Here is a 17,061-nt window from a genome sequence, read left to right as displayed (position 1 = left end):
GCTGTTCAATTGTTTGGAATGTTTAAACCATCAGTGTCATAACTTCTTGTTGTGTAACCACTCTGAAGCTAGTAAGAACAAAAGTAAATTTTTGTGTGCTTTATCAATTCTGAGCGCAGATAAAGTGATTTCTGCGGCTTAATCGTAATTTCAAAGTCGAAGTTTCACGGTTAGTAAATAAAGCCCTGTTCTATCTAAGCGTAAAAAATGACTCTTTTTCTTGCTAGGGAGTTAAGTGCAGGGTTTATGATGAATACATCAATTAATGAAGCAAGTAAGTGTCCATGAATCGAAAAGGTGTCTCAAATTTAATTGGCGTGATTCCACCAATCAAACGTGATAAAAATGGTTATCGGGAAATCGTCATCCAACGGGCAGCATAAATTTGTGTCCAACAAAGAGGGCTCACTTCAACCAGATGCTTTTTTATAAAGTCCATTTTCCGCAAATTGCAACTTTTAGTTGTGCTATCAATATTTAGTGTTTTATTCCAGCTTCAAAATAGTTCAGGTAACATAGCCGTGAGGTCCAGCCCTAAACGACCCGACCGGTAGGCGGCAATTAAGCGCAATCTGCTAGTCCACAAACCGCATACCAACAGGCGCTTCAAATAGGCATTGCAGGCCGGTTTGTGGTATACTGGTTGAACTAAAAATGTGATTTCCACGCTCCAGCGTCAGTCAGACCAATCGGAGCGGAAAGTTATTGTCACATCTAAAACTAAAAACGTTAATTAATCGTGCAAGTAATGCTGCCGAATCAGTTTGACTCTGGTTCGGCCTGTTTTGCATGTCAACGAGACTATGGGAGTTATCACTTAAAATGAAAATGATTGTTGGATTAGGAAATATTGGACAAAAGTATGCGCAGACACGACATAATGTTGGGTTCATGGTTGTTGATGAAATTGCCGCTAAGTTAAATGCGGACTTTAAAACAAGTAAATTTGAAGCCGAAGTGGCGACTGCCTTTGTAGATGGTGAAAAGCTTTTGATTGTAAAGCCATCGACTTATATGAATGAGTCCGGTCGTGCGGTTGGGCCTTTGATGGCGTATTACAATATTGAACCGGCCGATCTATTGGTGGTTCATGATGATCTGGATCTGCCATTGGGCAAAGTGCGTTTAAAACAGAAAGGGTCCGCTGGTGGTCATAATGGGATTAAGAGTATCATCGCCCACGTTGGTGATCAGCAGTTTAAGCGGGTCAAAGTGGGCATTGAACATCCTCAAAAGATGAGTGTTGTCGATTATGTCTTGGGCAAGTTCACACCGGCACAGTTGCCACTTTTTAATGATGCAAAAATAACCGCGGTGGCGGCCATCGAAGCTTGGATCGCGACTGACGATTTTGCTGCCTTGATGAATCAATATAACTGATAGGAGGAAAAAGTCGCTATGGATATTGAAGCGATTGTTGAACAAACGCCAGATTTTCAGACGATCTTAGCCGGCATTAGCCCGGCAAGTCGTCAGTTAATTACGGGGTTAAACGGCTCAGCCCGCACCGTTTATGTGAGTGCCTTATTCCGCCAACTCAAGCATTCCTTATTGATTGTGACGGATAATCTCTTTCATGCGAGCCAAATGGTCGATGATTTAAGCGGTTTGTTAGCTGAAGATCAAGTCTTTTTGTTTCCGGCCGAAGAAATGGTCGCGTCAGAAATTGCGACGAGTTCCCCAGAGTATCGCTCACAACGGGTGCAAGCGCTGAACGCATTACTCAGTGATCAACCAGCGATTGTGGTGACGTCGGTTTCTGGTGCCCGGCGCTTTTTGCCGCCAGTTGACCAGTTTAAAGCCGCCCGCTTGCCGTTAACCGTTGGCAATGATGTTGATTTAGAAAAATTACAAGTTCAGTTACACGATATGGGCTATATCAAAGAAAAATTAGTAGCTCGTCCGGGTGACTTTGCGGTTCGGGGGTCAATTGTCGATATTTATCCGTTAGATGCAGATTATCCAATTCGATTAGATCTGTTTGATACGGAAATCGATACCTTGAAGTATTTTGATCCGGAAACCCAACGGTCGGTCGATAATCTTGAGACGTTTACTGTTTTGCCAGCCACGGATTTCATTTTGACACAGGCGATGATGACTGCTGGGGCCGAACGATTGACGAAGGCGATGGCAGCTGAGTCTAAAAAGCTTAAGGCACCGGATCGACAAACGTTGGCCGATAATTTAGCTCAGCCATTAGCTGATATGCAAAAAGGGCTCATTGGGAACGATTTACTGTTATACGGTGAATATTTCTATAGTAGTAAAACGAGTATTTTTGATTACGTGCAAGCGGATGGCGTGGTGATTTTTGATGAATACTCACGCATCTTAGATAGTGAACAACAGTTACTTCAAGGAGAAGCTGATTGGATTACGGATCAGTTAGCGCATCATAAAGTTTTATCGACTGCCAACTACGGGAATGATATGCGGGACCTGTTGAAGGCCGACGACCATGCCCAGATCCTCGTTTCGCTTTTTCAAAAAGGAATTGGTAACGTGCGGCTCGCACAGATTACAGCGGTGCGAACACGACCAATGCAAGAATTTTTTGGCCAATTACCAGCTTTGAAAACGGAACTAGATCGCTGGCATAAACTGAAACAGACTGTTGTTTTGATGGTGTCGGAAGCTGAACGGTTAACCAAGGTTAGCAATACGCTGGATGACTTCGAGATCGAAGCCATCATGACGAAAGCGGAGAATCTGCAACCGGGAGCCGTTCAAATTGTTCAAGGCACTTTGCAAAATGGGTTTGAATTTCCAGATGGACATTTAGTCATTGTGACCGAACAGGAAATGTTCAAGAAAGTTGCTAAAAAGCGACCGCGCCGGCAGACCTTAGCGAATGCGGAACGGCTGAAAAGTTATACTGACCTCAAACCAGGGGACTTTGTCGTCCATGTGAACCATGGGATTGGGAAATATGTGGGTATGCAGACGATGGAAGTCGACGGTGTCCATCAAGATTACATCACCATTGCTTACCAAAATAATGCGAAGATTTTCATTCCAGTGACCCAGTTAAATCTGGTTCAAAAGTACGTTTCTTCAGAGTCTAAGACGCCACACATTAACAAATTGGGCGGGACTGAATGGACGAAGGCTAAACGAAAAGTTGCCGCTAAGATTGAAGATATTGCGGATGAACTGGTTGAGCTATACGCGCAACGTGAAGCAGAGAAAGGCTTCCCATTTCCACCGGACGACAGCTATCAGCATGATTTTGACAATGAATTCCCATATCCTGAAACACCGGATCAGTTGCGGAGTATTGACGAAATTAAGCATGATATGGAACGGCCGAAACCAATGGATCGGTTGCTGGTTGGTGATGTCGGTTATGGGAAAACGGAAGTGGCTTTACGAGCTGCGTTTAAAGCCATTGAAGCTGGTAAGCAGGTCGCTTTTTTAGTGCCGACCACGATTTTGGCACAACAACATTACGAAACGATGCTCAATCGGTTTGAAGGTTATCCGGTGAATGTTGGGATGTTGTCGCGTTTCCGGACTGGCAAGGAAATGAAGGAGACTGTTAAACAGCTGGCGGATGGCGATATTGATATTGTCGTTGGGACCCACCGCTTGTTATCCAAAGATGTGAAATTTGCGGATCTCGGTCTGCTAATCATCGATGAAGAACAACGATTTGGTGTGAAGCATAAGGAACGGCTAAAGGAAATGAAAGCCAGCGTGGACGTCTTAACTTTGACCGCCACACCAATTCCAAGAACGTTACACATGTCGATGTTGGGTGTCCGGGATTTATCAGTCATCGAAACGCCACCAACTAACCGTTATCCGATTCAGACCTATGTCATGGAACAGAATTTCGGGGTCGTTAAAGAAGGTATTGAGCGTGAGATGCAACGGAATGGGCAGGTCTTCTATCTGCATAATCGCGTGCATGATATTGAAAAAGTTGTGGCGCAGATTAAGGACTTGGTTCCTGATGCCGCGGTTGCGCATATTGATGGGCAAATGCCAGAGTCACAATTAGAAGGTATTTTATACGACTTTATTCGTGGTGAGTATGATGTCTTGGTGACGACGACGATTATTGAAACCGGGGTCGATATTCCAAATGTGAACACGTTATTTGTTGAAAATGCGGATCATATGGGCCTATCGCAGCTGTATCAATTACGAGGTCGAATTGGTCGTAGTAGTCGTGTCGCTTATTCATACTTCACGTATCAACAAAATAAAGTGTTGACCGAAGTCGGTGAAAAACGGCTGCAAGCGATTAAGGACTTTACTGAATTGGGTTCTGGTTTCAAGATTGCGATGCGCGATCTATCCATTCGTGGTGCTGGGAACTTATTGGGTAAACAACAACACGGTTTTATTGATTCAGTTGGGTACGATTTATATACGCAAATGTTATCTGAAGCTGTGGCTAAGAAACGTGGTAAGCAAGCAAAAGTCAAAACAGATGCCACGATTGAGTTGGGTATTGAAGCTTATTTACCAACCACCTATATTGAAGATGAACGTCAAAAAATTGAAATCTACAAGCGGATTCGCCAGTTGGAAAATAATGATCAGTTCTTGGAAGTTCAAGCTGATTTAATTGACCGTTTCGGGGATTATCCGGCCGAAGTTGCTGGTTTATTGGCGGTTGGTAAGCTAAAACTCTTAGCGGATGAAGCCTTAATTGAGAAAATTCAACGTTTAGACAGTGATCTCCATTTGACCTTGTCGAAGCAGGGGACCGCCAAGCTAGATACTAAAGATATCTTTAAGGCATTGGCAAAAACGAAATTACGAGCGACAGTTGGTATTGATGATGATAAAATGAAGGTTAAATTAGTGATTCAGCCGAAAATGTCCGAGTCAGCTTGGTTAGAACAGCTGACGTTATTCGTACAACAGTTGGGCGCCGTCTTGGCACCAGCCGAAACGGCGACACCGAGTAAGTAATCGGTAGAAGGGAATTGTTATGCCAAAAGATCACCTGAACACCATGTTTCGGGGGGCTTTGATACTTTCAATTTCGTCGTTAGTGGCGAAGATTTTAAGTGCGGTCTACCGGATTCCATTTCAAAATATGGTGGGCAATACCGGCTTTTACGTTTATCAGCAGATTTATCCCATTTACGGGATTGGCATGACTTTTGCATTGAACGGTTTTCCAACGTTTATTTCTAAACTAGTTGCGGAACAGCCAGATGAGACCAGCAAGTCATTAGTCACGCGACGAGCATTTCACATTCTAAGTGTGTTGTCGTTAATCATCTTTTTGGTGCTTCAGTTGGGTGCCAACTGGATTGCCTTGCGGATGGGCGATATTAAATTAGCACCTATTATTGGCGCCGTTGCCTGGATGTTTGTGTTTATGCCATGGCTAGCGACCGGTCGGGGATATTATCAAGGTAATTTCTTGATGGGGCCAACCGCCGTTTCGCAGTTAATCGAACAAACGGTACGAGTCGGTGTGATTATCATGGCCGCTTATTTCAGTCTTAATCGCGGGTGGGACGATTACCACATGGGTGCTTGGGCCATGAGCTCAGCCCCAATTGCGGCCGTCTGCTCGTCGTTGATTTTTGTGAGCTTTGGGTTACATCATTTATTGGCGCCAGCACCGGTTGCGACCCATCCGTTACCGAGCTATCGCAAATTAGCGCATCGTTTCATTGTTGAAGGTGGCACGTTATGTCTCGTGGCAGCGGTGGTCATCTTGTTACAGTTAGTCGATTCATTTTCAGTTATGCGCGGGCTGGTACGGCAAGGCTTACCAATTGAAATCGCCAAATCGATCAAAGGGGTCTATGACCGTGGCCAACCGTTAGTCCAACTAGGACTAGTGGTCGCAACCTCATTTTCCGCAACGCTATTACCAGCTTTGACCAATGCGTTAGCCAAACGACAAGTGATTGAGTTTAAACGTCATACCCGGGCCATGGTGCATGTTAGTTTGGCCTTATCGATGGCGGCGACGGTTGGACTAGTCGCTTTAATGCCACAAATTAACCGGCTGCTATTTGGTTCGATGGAAGGCACAACCGCGTTACGAGTTTACGTTTTTAGTATTCTCTTTGCAGCATTGATCACAACGTATACTAGTGTCCTACAGAGTTTGGATCAGTATACGGCGATGATCGTTGGGATTATCGCGGGCTTAGTGACTAAGGTTGGTCTTAATTATTTAATGGTCGTCCACTTTGGCATCAACGGGGCTAGTTTAACGACGGTGGCCAGTTTAGGTGTGATGTTTGCAATCATGTGGGTTGGCTCACCAGAAGATTTACAACAAGTTTTATTAGAGAGTGGTTATTTAGTTAAATTGGTTTCTGTCAGTGGCATCATGGGGGTGGCCGTCTTATTGACGAGTCATGAAATCCAAGCACTAGTGGGTCCCGTTTTGGCCACAGATCGGCGGATGGCGGGTTTAATTACATTAGTCGGTGTGATTGTCGGCGTTTTAGTGTTTGTCGTGGGCGCCATCGCGGTTCGGTTGTTTACGATTCGGGAGTGGTTGGTTTTACCCTATGGTAAGCGAGTGATGAAGTCAGTTTTAAAAGGAAAGGAACACTAAATTATGAGTATGCGTTTAGATAAATTTTTGAAGGTTTCACGTATTATCAAACGGCGGACAGTTGCCAAGGAAATCGCCGACAAAGGTCGGATTCAAATCAATGGTAAAGTTGCCAAGTCTTCCAGTAGTGTGAGTGTCGGTGACGAATTAATTATTGGTTTTGGGAATAAGACCTTAACGATTAAAATCAATCAATTGTTGGAAACAACGAAGAAAAACGACGCTGAATTAATGTATGATATTGTCAGCGAAGATTACAAGACTGATTATCGTCAGCCATTCAGTGATTAATTAGTTCATTAGAATGACCATAAACATTGGTCTAATCATCATGATGTCGTTTACACCATCGGTTGAAGTTGTTATAATTTAGTCAACACAATTTGAAAGGACTGGCACAGAACATGACAAATGGGTCACGTAATAATGTTAAACACTTGAATAATGATTATTCGCGACAAAAAGCGTCTGACCTGCAAGGCTATGGTGAACGAATTAGCCAAGTTCGGCGGCGACGCTTCATCTTAATCGTGGCCATTTTTGGAGCGTTACTATTATTTTTTGGGTGTCAGTTGATCAATACGCGTGCAAACCTAAGTCAAGTCAATCATCAAGTTGCGACGAGTCAAGTTAATTTGAAACAGGAACAGCGAAAAAATGCCAAGCTCAATAGCCAAATCAAGCAGCTCAATAATGAGGACTATCTCCAGAAATTATTGCGGTCGAAGTATGATTATACGAAGCGTGGCGAAACGGTCTATAGCTTACCAAATGACAACGCGTCAGATGTAACTGCTAATTAATCAATCTTTAGCAAGGTTATTTGAAGGTAGACCATTTTCGATAGGACCCGTGAGAATTTAACTCAACATTTCACAAAGTATGCTATACTAAAACCATTATTTCATAGGAGGAACAACTTTTTTTATGGCAATTGAAGTAGGTACGAAAGTCACTGGTAAAGTTTCTGGGATCACTAATTTTGGTGCGTTCGTGAACCTGGGTAACAATCAAACGGGGCTGGTGCACATCAGTGAAGTTTCCGATGGATTTGTTAAAGACATCCATGATGTTTTGAGTGTTGGCGATGAAGTGACCGTCAAAGTGTTAACTGTTGGCAATGATGGTAAAATCGGTTTGTCCATTCGGAAAGCCGTTGATCATCCTCAAGGTGAACACGAACATGACCATCATAATAGTCATCAAGGTGGCAATGGTCGTCCAAGCAATAATCATGGTCGTTCTGATCATAATGAACACCAAAGCAATGGTGGTGGCAACCATCGTTCAAACAATTTCCATAGTCGTGGCGGTAACGGCGGTGGCCGTTTCCAATCACGGCAACATGAGCCTAAGAAGGATGACTTTGATTCATTGATGTCTGGCTTCTTAAAGGATAGTGAAGATCGCCTAGCAACCTTGAAGCGTAATACTGAAGGTAAGCGTGGCGGCCGTGGTGGTCGTCGGAGCTAAGTGTGAAGCTACTCGCCATTTAATTTAGTTAAATTCAAGCACCCGTGCGAGACTATTGTGGTCTGTGCGGGTGTTTTTTTAGTTTAAGAACTAAAGGTTGCAAGACTTAAAAACATCACAAATGTCACATTACCAGTAACCATGACGTCTAAAGTAGACTTGCCAAAGTTCAGCACTCCGTCTGTCAAAATCGGTGTGCTGTGGGGGACGGTGCCAGCCAAAGGACGGTCTGGCACCTCAATTCAAAGCCGACGAAACACGTCTTTGAATTGCCCCGCGAGATTAGTCAACTAAGAACGCTGACTAATCTCGCCGACACTGCACACCGATTTTGACTGACTCCGCCAAGATAAATAACTGATTTATCCAAAAAAGGGGCACTGATTAGTTGGAGACTGTTACTGATGGCATCGGACGTGCAGGTGGCGTTTGACCGGCGTTTTTTTCCGGTCTTACACCACGGACGGTTCGGGAAATTTACGGGTTTGGCAAAGCTTCCGGGCGAGGGTCAAGACGTTTCCAAGGCTTGAACCGGTCTCTCGTCCGCATGTTATCAGCAACAATCGGAAGCGGCAGTCATCGACTAGTTTTGACTAAGTAATTTGTGACCAGCGAATAGATTGAGTGACTGAATTCAGTGTCTTACGCCACACGGTCGTAGAATCATATTTAAAATGAAATTAATTTAATGAAGGGGGCTGCTACCAATGACGCTAATCCAACGATTTAATCGGGCTTTAGCACAACAGAATTTATTATCACCAGATCAGACAATTGTTGTTGCTGTTTCGACCGGTGTGGATTCAATGGTGCTACTGGACTTGTTACAACGAGTGCCCGTACAGCAACGGCCTCAAATTTTGGTGGCACATGTCAATCATCATTTACGCGCACAGTCGGCCGAAGAAGCGGCATTCTTAACAGACTATTGTGCGACCCGCTCAATCAGCCTAAAAATAGCCGAGTGGTCAGCTGATCAGCATCCCCAAAATGGTGTTGAAGCTGCCGGTCGTCAGTTTCGATATGATTTTTTTGCCAAGGTCATGGCAACGTCTGGGGCGACAGCGGTGTTAACTGGCCATCATGCGAATGATCAGGCAGAAACCTATTTAATGAAACTGGCCCGTGGCGGTGATCTGGCACAATTACGAGGAATCCAAGCGAGTCGCCCTTTCCAGACGGGGCAGTTAGTTCGACCGTTATTGACGTTTTCAAAACAACAGTTACGCGACTACGCGTCCGAACATCAATTAACGTTCTATGAAGACGTTACTAATCAGGATGTGACGCTAACGCGGAATCGGTTGCGACAACGGGTCGTCCCAGAATTAATGCAAGTTAATCCGGAATTCTTAAGTCATGTTGCGACCTATGAACAACAGTTGTCAACGCTGCTTAGCGCTAAAGCACAGATGGTTGCGACCTTGTTACCAACTGTTCAAGTGCAGCAACAATTGGATTTGCAACAGTTGTCAAAGCTGCCCAGTCAATGGCGGTTACCGGTGTTGCAAGCGTGGCTGCAAAAGCACACCCGGCAGTTAGTTAGTGAAACCAAGCTAGTGCCAACTTATCATTGGGCCATCAACTCACAATCAGCTTCAAGCCGTCTGCCACTGACGGCGACACTTGAATTGGTGAAAGCCGCCGGTATGCTTGCTGTTTTACCTGTTAAAAAAAGGGTCAAAAAGTTAAGGCCCAGTGAAAAAATTATGGTAGACTTAGACCAATGGCAGAAAATTACTGCGACCCAATCAGTGGGTGTTTTTAGGACATCGCCAACTGTTGCTAGTCAGCCGTTTCCATTACTGAATAGTGACATGCCGCTGGTTTTACGACCGTGGCAACCTGGTGATCAGTTAAAGTTGAAGCACGGTGGGCAACAATTAGTTCGCCGGGTTTTAATTGATCAAAAGGTTCCGCGGTCTGAACGTACGGCCGTGCAGGTCTTAGTGAATGCTCACGGAACGGTGTTGTGGTTAGTGGGTCATAAGTTTAGTTACCGCGATCCGAACATTGCTAGGGCACAAACAGTATTTTTAGCCTTAAAACATACGGAGTTGAAAGGAGTACATCTGAAACGATGAACAACGACATTGAACGAGTACTTTATAGTCGCGAGGATATCCATCAGGTTGCGCAGAAATTGGGTCAGGAATTAACAGCGGAATATGCTGATAAAAATCCATTAATTATTTGTGTACTCAAGGGTGCCGTCTTATTTACTACGGATATTATCCGGGAAATGGATGTTTACGCAGACTTAGACTTTATTAATTTATCCAGTTACGGGAACGAAACCATTTCAAGTGGGGAAGTCCAATTAACGAAGGATTTAGATGATGATGTTGAAGGTCGCGATGTCTTGGTGATTGAAGACATTATTGATACTGGTCGGACCTTGAAGTTTATGGTAGATCTGTTGAAGCGGCGCAACGTTAAGTCGGTCAAAGTCTGTACCTTGTTGGATAAACCAGCTGGTCGACTAGTTGATATTAAGGCTGATTATATCGGATTTGAAGTGCCAAATGAATTTGTGGTCGGTTACGGTTTGGATTATGCCGAACGCTATCGGAACCTGCCTTACGTTGGAATTTTGAAGCCAGCAATTTACGAGCATAAATAATTGGTCAATGATAGTCAAATGTGCTATTATTTAGACTATCGAAGAATAGTACCGTGCTTTTAATAGGTTATAAAAGTTTCGATGAAGGAGGCACATATGAACAACAACAACAATCGACGTAATGGACTCTTTCGTAATAGCTTATTTTATATTTTGATCTTTCTAAGCTTAATGGGGATTATTTACTTCTTCTTTGGAAATAATTCCGGCTCACAAACCCAAAATATCCGCTATAGCGAATTTGTCACGCAATTAGACAAGGATAACGTCAAAAACGTTAGTATCCAGCCTAGTGGCGGCGTCTACAAGGTGACTGGTCAATACCGGAAAGCACAAAAAGTTTCTTCAACAAATGCCTTGGGAATTAGCAGTTCGTCAAGTAAGACGACATCTTTCTCAACCACAATGTTGGAAAACAACTCAACGGTGGATCAGGTTTCCAAGTTGGCTGCCAAGAAAAACGTTAAATTAACGGCGAAAGCTGAAGAATCTAGCGGGATCTGGGTCACGTTATTGATGTATATCGCACCATTGATCTTATTTGTGTTCCTATTCTATATGATGATGGGACAATCAGGTCAAGGCGGCGGGAACAACCGTGTGATGAACTTTGGTAAAACTAAGGCAAAACCTGCCGATAGTAAGCAAAACAAAGTTCGTTTCTCAGATGTTGCCGGTGAAGAAGAAGAAAAACAAGAATTGGTCGAAGTTGTCGAATTCTTGAAAGATCCGCGTAAGTTTGTTTCCTTAGGCGCGCGGATTCCATCGGGTGTCTTGCTCGAGGGGCCTCCGGGTACTGGTAAAACGTTATTGGCCAAGGCGGTCGCTGGTGAAGCGGGCGTGCCATTCTTCTCAATCTCTGGTTCAGACTTCGTTGAAATGTTCGTCGGGGTCGGGGCTAGTCGTGTTCGGGACTTGTTTGAACAAGCCAAGAAGAATGCCCCATCAATCATCTTTATTGATGAAATTGATGCGGTTGGTCGGCAACGTGGTAACGGTATGGGCGGCGGTCATGATGAACGTGAACAAACCTTAAACCAATTATTGGTTGAAATGGATGGGTTTACGGGTAACGAAGGTGTTATCGTCATGGCAGCTACCAACCGTTCCGATGTTTTGGATCCTGCCTTGCTACGTCCAGGTCGTTTTGACCGGAAGATCTTAGTTGGTCGTCCAGACGTTAAGGGTCGGGAAGCCATTTTGAAAGTCCATGCTAAGAACAAGCCTTTAGCAGCGGATGTTGATTTGAAAGAAATTGCTAAGCAAACGCCTGGGTTCGTTGGGGCTGATTTGGAAAACTTATTGAACGAAGCGGCTTTACTCGCTGCTCGTCGTAATAAGAAACAAGTCGAAGCGTCGGACTTGGATGAAGCGGAAGACCGGGTTATCGCCGGGCCAGCTAAACACGATCGGGTTGTCAGCAAGCATGAACGGGAAACCGTGGCTTACCATGAAGCTGGACATACGATTGTTGGGTTAGTCTTGAACGATGCGCGGGTCGTGCATAAAGTTACGATCGTGCCACGGGGTCGTGCTGGCGGTTACGCCATCATGTTGCCACGTGAAGATCAAATGTTGATGTCAAAACGTGATGCCAAGGAACAGATGGCTGGTTTAATGGGTGGTCGTGCAGCTGAAGAAGTCATCTTCGACGCACAATCATCCGGTGCTTCTAATGACTTCGAACAAGCAACTCAAATTGCGCGTGCGATGGTTACTCAATATGGGATGAGTGAAAAACTTGGCCCAGTTGAATTAGAAAATGCCAACCAGCAAGCTGCTTATCAACAAGGCATGGGCGCTAGCGCCTTTTCACAACATACGGCTCAATTGATTGATGACGAAGTTCGTCGTTTGGCCGAGGAAGCTCACCAAACTGCAACCGACATTATTCAGTCACACCGTGAACAACATAAGTTAATCGCGGAAGCCTTGCTGAAGTATGAAACGTTGGATGAAAAGCAGATTCTCAGCTTATTTAACACTGGGAAGATGCCTGAGAAGACTGGCAGTGAATTTCCTAGCGAAAAAGCTGCCTCCTTCGAAGAATCTAAACGTGAATTGGAACGCCGTGAAGCTGAAAAGCAAGCAGACGCCCAAGCAACTAATACGGATGCAACTAGTGAAACCACTTTCCCAAGTGAATCTGCTGCTGGTTCTGAAGCAACTTCAATCGCAACGAGCGAAGCTGACTCAGCCACAAGTGCAACGAGCGCGGCAAGTGAAGCCGATAGTGCAGCGTCATCAGCTGATGATTCTGACAGTCAAGCTTAATAAGAAATCACGAAAAGAGCTGAGACTTTGTCTCGGCTCTTTTTATGCGTTATGATTAATCGAAAGTTTAAAACAGAGATAGGAGCATATTGATGGCAGATTATTTAGTTAAAAGTGTGGCCGGCAACGAAATGTTTCGGGCGTATGCGGTGAATGCGACGGATATTGTTGCTGAAGCTCAACGTCGACATGATACTTGGAGTGCCGCGTCAGCTGCGTTAGGTCGGAGCTTGGTTGGGACGTTATTGTTAGCTTCTTCCATTTTAAAGGGGGATGAACAGCTAACTGTCAAGATTAATGGTGATGGTCCCGTTGGTGGGATCGTGGTTGATGGTAATGCTAAGGGGACAGTTAAAGGGTATCTTCAAAATCCGCACGTCCATTTACCGTTGAATGAAAAGCATAAAATTGATGTTAAGGCCGCAGTTGGGTCCAATGGTTTCTTAGCAGTCACTAAGTCTCAAGGTGTCGGTGATCCATTTACCGGACAAGTGCCGTTGGTTTCAGGTGAACTAGGCGAAGACTTTACCTACTATCTTGCACAATCCGAACAGATTCCATCAGCGGTTGGCTTGTCGGTATTTGTTAATGAAGATAATACGATTGGTGTGGCTGGGGGATTCTTAGTCCAAGTGCTACCAAATGCGACGGATGAAGCGATTAGTTCATTAGAAGGTAAACTGAAAGACTTACCATTAGTGTCGCAATTGTTACGAGATGGTAAGACACCAGAAGACATTTTGAATTTGCTGTTTGATGGCGATGTGAAAGTGCTTGATAAGATGCCAGTGGCTTTCAAGTGTGACTGTTCGAAGGAACGGTTTGCTGAATCTTTGATGGCATTACCCAAGCATGAAGTGCAAGCAATGATCGATGAAGATCACGGGGCAGAAGCCGTTTGTCATTTTTGTGGTGATAAGTATCAATTCTCTGTAGCGGAATTACAAGCTGTTCTGAGCCGTTCACATGGCGATGCGTAAGCAACTCAGTAGCTCGTGGCAAATTGGTGATGTGACGATTCCTAATCGAGTCGTCGTCGCACCAATGGCTGGAGTAACTAATGCGGCCTTTCGACTCATTTGCAAAAACTTTGGGGCGGGACTAGTTGTTTGTGAGATGATTTCCGATAAGGGGATTATGTATCAGAACCAGAAGACCCTTCGGATGTTGTTTGTGGATCCTAAAGAGCACCCAATGAGCATCCAGATTTATGGCGGAACTAAGGAAACCCTAGTTCAGGCTGCCCAATTTGTCGATCAACAGACTGCCGCCGATATCATTGATATTAATATGGGGTGTCCGGTGAATAAGGTCACTAAGACGGATGCTGGGGCAAAATGGCTGTTGGATCCTGACAAAGTTTATGAGATGGTCGCAGCGGTTACGGCGGCTGTACGTAAGCCAGTTACTGTTAAGATGCGAACTGGCTGGGACCAAGACCATTTATATGCCGTTAAGAATGCTTTAGCTGCTGAACGTGCGGGAGCTGCGGCAATTGCGATGCATGGGCGGACACGACAACAGTTGTATCGTGGTACTGCCGATTGGGATACGTTGAAGCGCGTTGCGGATGCCTTGACCATCCCATTGATGGGTAATGGTGATGTGCGGACCCCCGAAGATGCGGCACGTATGCTGACGGAGGTTGGTGCAACGGCAGTCATGATGGGTCGTGCTGTGCAAGGTAATCCCTGGATTTTGACGCAAACGACACATTATTTAGCGACTGGTGACCTATTACCGGTACCCTCGCCAATGGACAAACTGGCAGTTGCCAAGTCACATTTACAACGGCTGGTGGTGTTAAAGGGTGAACATCAAGGTTGCCAAGAATTTCGGGAACAGGTGCCATACTATTTAAAAGGAATCCCACGTTCAACTCGAACGAAGGTTGCGTTGATGTCGGCGACGACGCTTTGCAAAATGGTGACGTTGATTGATGATTTCAGTGAGCAGTTGGCAACTTATTTTGCGAGTCGACCGGTAAAGTGAAGAATTCACTTGCTTTTTTACGCACTGATTGTCAAAATTAACATGTAGTAGTTGTTTAGCGATATTTCATTAAGAAATAGGCTAACTGGAAATGGAGGAACACTAGTGGCACGACAAGAACAAACGATGAACGACCAACTTAAGGTTCGTCGTGAAAAAATGGATGAATTACGTGAAGAAGGCATTGATCCCTTTGGTCATCGCTTTGAACGTACTGATTTGGCAGAAGACTTAGTTGCTAAGTACGGTGAGATGGACAAGGATGATTTGGATGCTAAAAAGGTCACTGCAACCATTGCTGGTCGGATGTTGGCTAAGCGTGGTAAAGGGAAAGTTGGTTTTGCTGACCTTTGGGACCGTTCTGGCAAGATGCAATTATACGTGCGTAAGGATGTTGTGGGCGAAGACGTCTATCACATTTTCAAACGCTCTGATATTGGGGACTTTCTAGGGATTACTGGTGAAGTCTTTAAAACCGATTCTGGTGAATTGACCATTAAGGCAACGGATGTCACTTTCCTATCGAAGGCACTCCGGCCATTACCAGATAAATTCCACGGCTTACAAAATGTTGAACAAATCTATCGTCAACGTTATTTGGATTTGATATCAAATCGGGATAGCTTTGATCGATTCTTGAAGCGGACTAAGATCATTTCAGCTATTCGTCATCATTTGGATAGTGATGATTTTATCGAAGTTGAAACGCCAATGCTTCATAATCAAGCGGGTGGTGCGTCAGCGCGACCATTTATTACACATCATAATGCCTTGAACATCGATCTTTACTTGCGAATTGCTTTGGAATTACATTTAAAGCGGCTAATCGTCGGTGGGATGGAAAAGGTCTACGAAATTGGACGTGTTTTCCGGAATGAAGGGATGGACCGTGAACACAACCCTGAGTTTACGATGCTAGAAAGCTATGTTGCCTATTTTGACTTCCATGATGTTATGGATGAAACTGAAGGAATCTTCAAGGCAGCTGCTAAAGCGGTGACTGATGATGGTATTATCACTTATCATGGTCAAACTGTTGATTTAAACAAGCCATTCAAACGCGTACACATGGTTGATGCCATCAAGGCCCAGACTGGGATTGATTTCTGGCAACCAATGTCACTTGAAGATGCTCGGAAGCTAGCGGATGAACATCATGTTAAGTATGAATCATACTGGAAGGTTGGCCACATCATTAATGCCTTCTTTGAAGAATTTGTAGAAGATACATTGAATGAACCGACTTTTATTTATGGTCATCCAGTCGAAATCTCACCATTAGCTAAGAAAAATGAAGAAGACCCTCGCTTTACTGACCGCTTTGAATTATTCATCCTTGGGAATGAATATGCGAATGCCTTCAGTGAATTGAACGATCCAATTGATCAACGGCAACGGTTTGAGGCCCAAGCGGCTGAACGGACTGCTGGTAATGATGAAGCGGAACATATTGATGAAGACTTCGTTGAAGCTTTGGAATATGGGATGCCGCCAACTGGTGGACTTGGTATCGGGATTGATCGCTTAGTTATGTTAATGACTGATGCTGATTCGATTCGTGACGTTTTGTTATTCCCAACGATGCGTCCAGAAGAAGATAAATAAACAATTTAAAAACCGATTTGAGATTAGGCAACTAATTTCAAATCGGTTTTTTACTGCAGTTTTAGGCGGCTCGCGAGTGTTTATAGTTGATTATTGTCGCTTAAAGCAACTTTTTTGAAAAAAGTTGATAAATTTTAAAACGAACATTGTTTTGATTGATGAATGGTATTATCCATGGTTGTGGCTTTAATAAAACTAAAACCCGATTATTATCGTCGGAATTATTAGCGAAAAAAGGTTATTTCCGTACATTAATAAAATGCCAATGTAGACATGACAATATTGACTGGTTCTTTTTGCAATTTAAGGCTTGCAATCTGCCTGGATAATTGGTAAATTAGTATACGTTGTTGAGGCGCACAAAGCGGTTAGCCGCAAGCCTTCAATCGAAAATCATTTATAAAAAGTTGTTGACAAGTTGTTATCAACTTGGTATGATGATTAAGTTGCGTTGAGGTAATCAACCAACGAATTAGACCTTTGAAAACTGAACAAAGTTTCGACAAATCAAATGTGTAGGGTCTAGCAATCTTCGAGATTGTTAGCA

At 44.1% G+C, this 17,061-nt stretch carries 12 protein-coding genes; all 12 read left to right on the top strand.

Features of this window, described 5'->3' with window-relative positions; translation table 11 throughout:
* Nucleotides 1–822: 822 nt before the first annotated feature.
* The 12 genes from pth (at nt 823) to lysS (ending at nt 16,514) form a co-directional block, all read left to right on the top strand.
* Nucleotides 823–1,380: an aminoacyl-tRNA hydrolase gene (gene pth / locus FFM64_RS09585; RefSeq protein ID WP_137607799.1), complete on the top strand. Its 558-nt coding sequence runs from the start codon at nt 823–825 to the stop codon at nt 1,378–1,380.
* A gap of 18 nt (nt 1,381–1,398) precedes the next feature.
* The gene (gene mfd / locus FFM64_RS09580) at nt 1,399–4,929 is read left to right on the top strand and encodes a transcription-repair coupling factor (protein WP_137607798.1); all 3,531 of its coding nucleotides are present in this window, start codon (nt 1,399–1,401) and stop codon (nt 4,927–4,929) included.
* 19 nt (nt 4,930–4,948) lie between these two features.
* Nucleotides 4,949–6,547 carry a polysaccharide biosynthesis protein gene (locus FFM64_RS09575; RefSeq protein WP_137607797.1) on the top strand — a complete coding sequence of 533 codons (1,599 nt, stop codon included), beginning with the start codon at nt 4,949–4,951 and terminating at the stop codon, nt 6,545–6,547.
* Between the two features lie 9 nt (nt 6,548–6,556).
* Nucleotides 6,557–6,838 (top strand): RNA-binding S4 domain-containing protein, encoded by a 282-nt coding sequence (locus FFM64_RS09570; RefSeq protein WP_171000377.1) that lies wholly within the window; start codon nt 6,557–6,559, stop codon nt 6,836–6,838.
* Nucleotides 6,839–6,951: 113 nt separating this feature from the next.
* Entirely contained in the window at nt 6,952–7,350 is a 399-nt protein-coding gene (locus FFM64_RS09565; protein WP_137607795.1) for an FtsB family cell division protein, read from the top strand.
* Nucleotides 7,351–7,474: 124 nt separating this feature from the next.
* Entirely contained in the window at nt 7,475–8,020 is a 546-nt protein-coding gene (locus FFM64_RS09560) for a S1 domain-containing RNA-binding protein (protein ID WP_137607794.1), read from the top strand.
* Nucleotides 8,021–8,727: 707 nt separating this feature from the next.
* Nucleotides 8,728–10,104, top strand: coding sequence for a tRNA lysidine(34) synthetase TilS (gene tilS, locus FFM64_RS09555; protein WP_137607793.1), 1,377 nt, complete (start codon nt 8,728–8,730; stop codon nt 10,102–10,104).
* Nucleotides 10,101–10,643, top strand: coding sequence for a hypoxanthine phosphoribosyltransferase (gene hpt / locus FFM64_RS09550; RefSeq protein ID WP_137607792.1), 543 nt, complete (start codon nt 10,101–10,103; stop codon nt 10,641–10,643). The genes tilS and hpt overlap by 4 nt, the downstream gene beginning before the upstream one ends.
* A gap of 96 nt (nt 10,644–10,739) precedes the next feature.
* Complete coding sequence (ftsH, locus tag FFM64_RS09545) at nt 10,740–12,917, top strand: ATP-dependent zinc metalloprotease FtsH (protein WP_137607791.1); 2,178 nt, start codon at nt 10,740–10,742, stop codon at nt 12,915–12,917.
* Between the two features lie 92 nt (nt 12,918–13,009).
* Complete coding sequence (hslO, locus tag FFM64_RS09540; RefSeq protein WP_137607790.1) at nt 13,010–13,897, top strand: Hsp33 family molecular chaperone HslO; 888 nt, start codon at nt 13,010–13,012, stop codon at nt 13,895–13,897.
* The gene (dusB, locus tag FFM64_RS09535; RefSeq protein ID WP_137607817.1) at nt 13,890–14,909 is read left to right on the top strand and encodes a tRNA dihydrouridine synthase DusB; all 1,020 of its coding nucleotides are present in this window, start codon (nt 13,890–13,892) and stop codon (nt 14,907–14,909) included. The genes hslO and dusB overlap by 8 nt, the downstream gene beginning before the upstream one ends.
* Nucleotides 14,910–15,014: 105 nt before the next feature.
* Entirely contained in the window at nt 15,015–16,514 is a 1,500-nt protein-coding gene (gene lysS, locus FFM64_RS09530) for a lysine--tRNA ligase (protein WP_137607789.1), read from the top strand.
* Nucleotides 16,515–17,061: the final 547 nt, after the last annotated feature.

Source organism: Lactiplantibacillus daoliensis (assembly GCF_005405005.1).
GTDB lineage: Bacteria > Bacillota > Bacilli > Lactobacillales > Lactobacillaceae > Lactiplantibacillus > Lactiplantibacillus daoliensis.
Note: the sequence above shows the minus strand (reverse complement) of the source record. Positions and strands in the feature narration are given on the sequence as shown.

What these genes read in the sequence shown, in the direction of transcription:
- pth (WP_137607799.1), top strand. Translation starts at nt 823, where the DNA reads ATGAAAATGATTGTTGGATTAGGAAATATTGGACAAAAGTATGCGCAG.
- mfd (WP_137607798.1), top strand. Translation starts at nt 1,399, where the DNA reads ATGGATATTGAAGCGATTGTTGAACAAACGCCAGATTTTCAGACGATC.
- FFM64_RS09575 (WP_137607797.1), top strand. Translation starts at nt 4,949, where the DNA reads ATGCCAAAAGATCACCTGAACACCATGTTTCGGGGGGCTTTGATACTT.
- FFM64_RS09570 (WP_171000377.1), top strand. Translation starts at nt 6,557, where the DNA reads ATGCGTTTAGATAAATTTTTGAAGGTTTCACGTATTATCAAACGGCGG.
- FFM64_RS09565 (WP_137607795.1), top strand. Translation starts at nt 6,952, where the DNA reads ATGACAAATGGGTCACGTAATAATGTTAAACACTTGAATAATGATTAT.
- FFM64_RS09560 (WP_137607794.1), top strand. Translation starts at nt 7,475, where the DNA reads ATGGCAATTGAAGTAGGTACGAAAGTCACTGGTAAAGTTTCTGGGATC.
- tilS (WP_137607793.1), top strand. Translation starts at nt 8,728, where the DNA reads ATGACGCTAATCCAACGATTTAATCGGGCTTTAGCACAACAGAATTTA.
- hpt (WP_137607792.1), top strand. Translation starts at nt 10,101, where the DNA reads ATGAACAACGACATTGAACGAGTACTTTATAGTCGCGAGGATATCCAT.
- ftsH (WP_137607791.1), top strand. Translation starts at nt 10,740, where the DNA reads ATGAACAACAACAACAATCGACGTAATGGACTCTTTCGTAATAGCTTA.
- hslO (WP_137607790.1), top strand. Translation starts at nt 13,010, where the DNA reads ATGGCAGATTATTTAGTTAAAAGTGTGGCCGGCAACGAAATGTTTCGG.
- dusB (WP_137607817.1), top strand. Translation starts at nt 13,890, where the DNA reads ATGCGTAAGCAACTCAGTAGCTCGTGGCAAATTGGTGATGTGACGATT.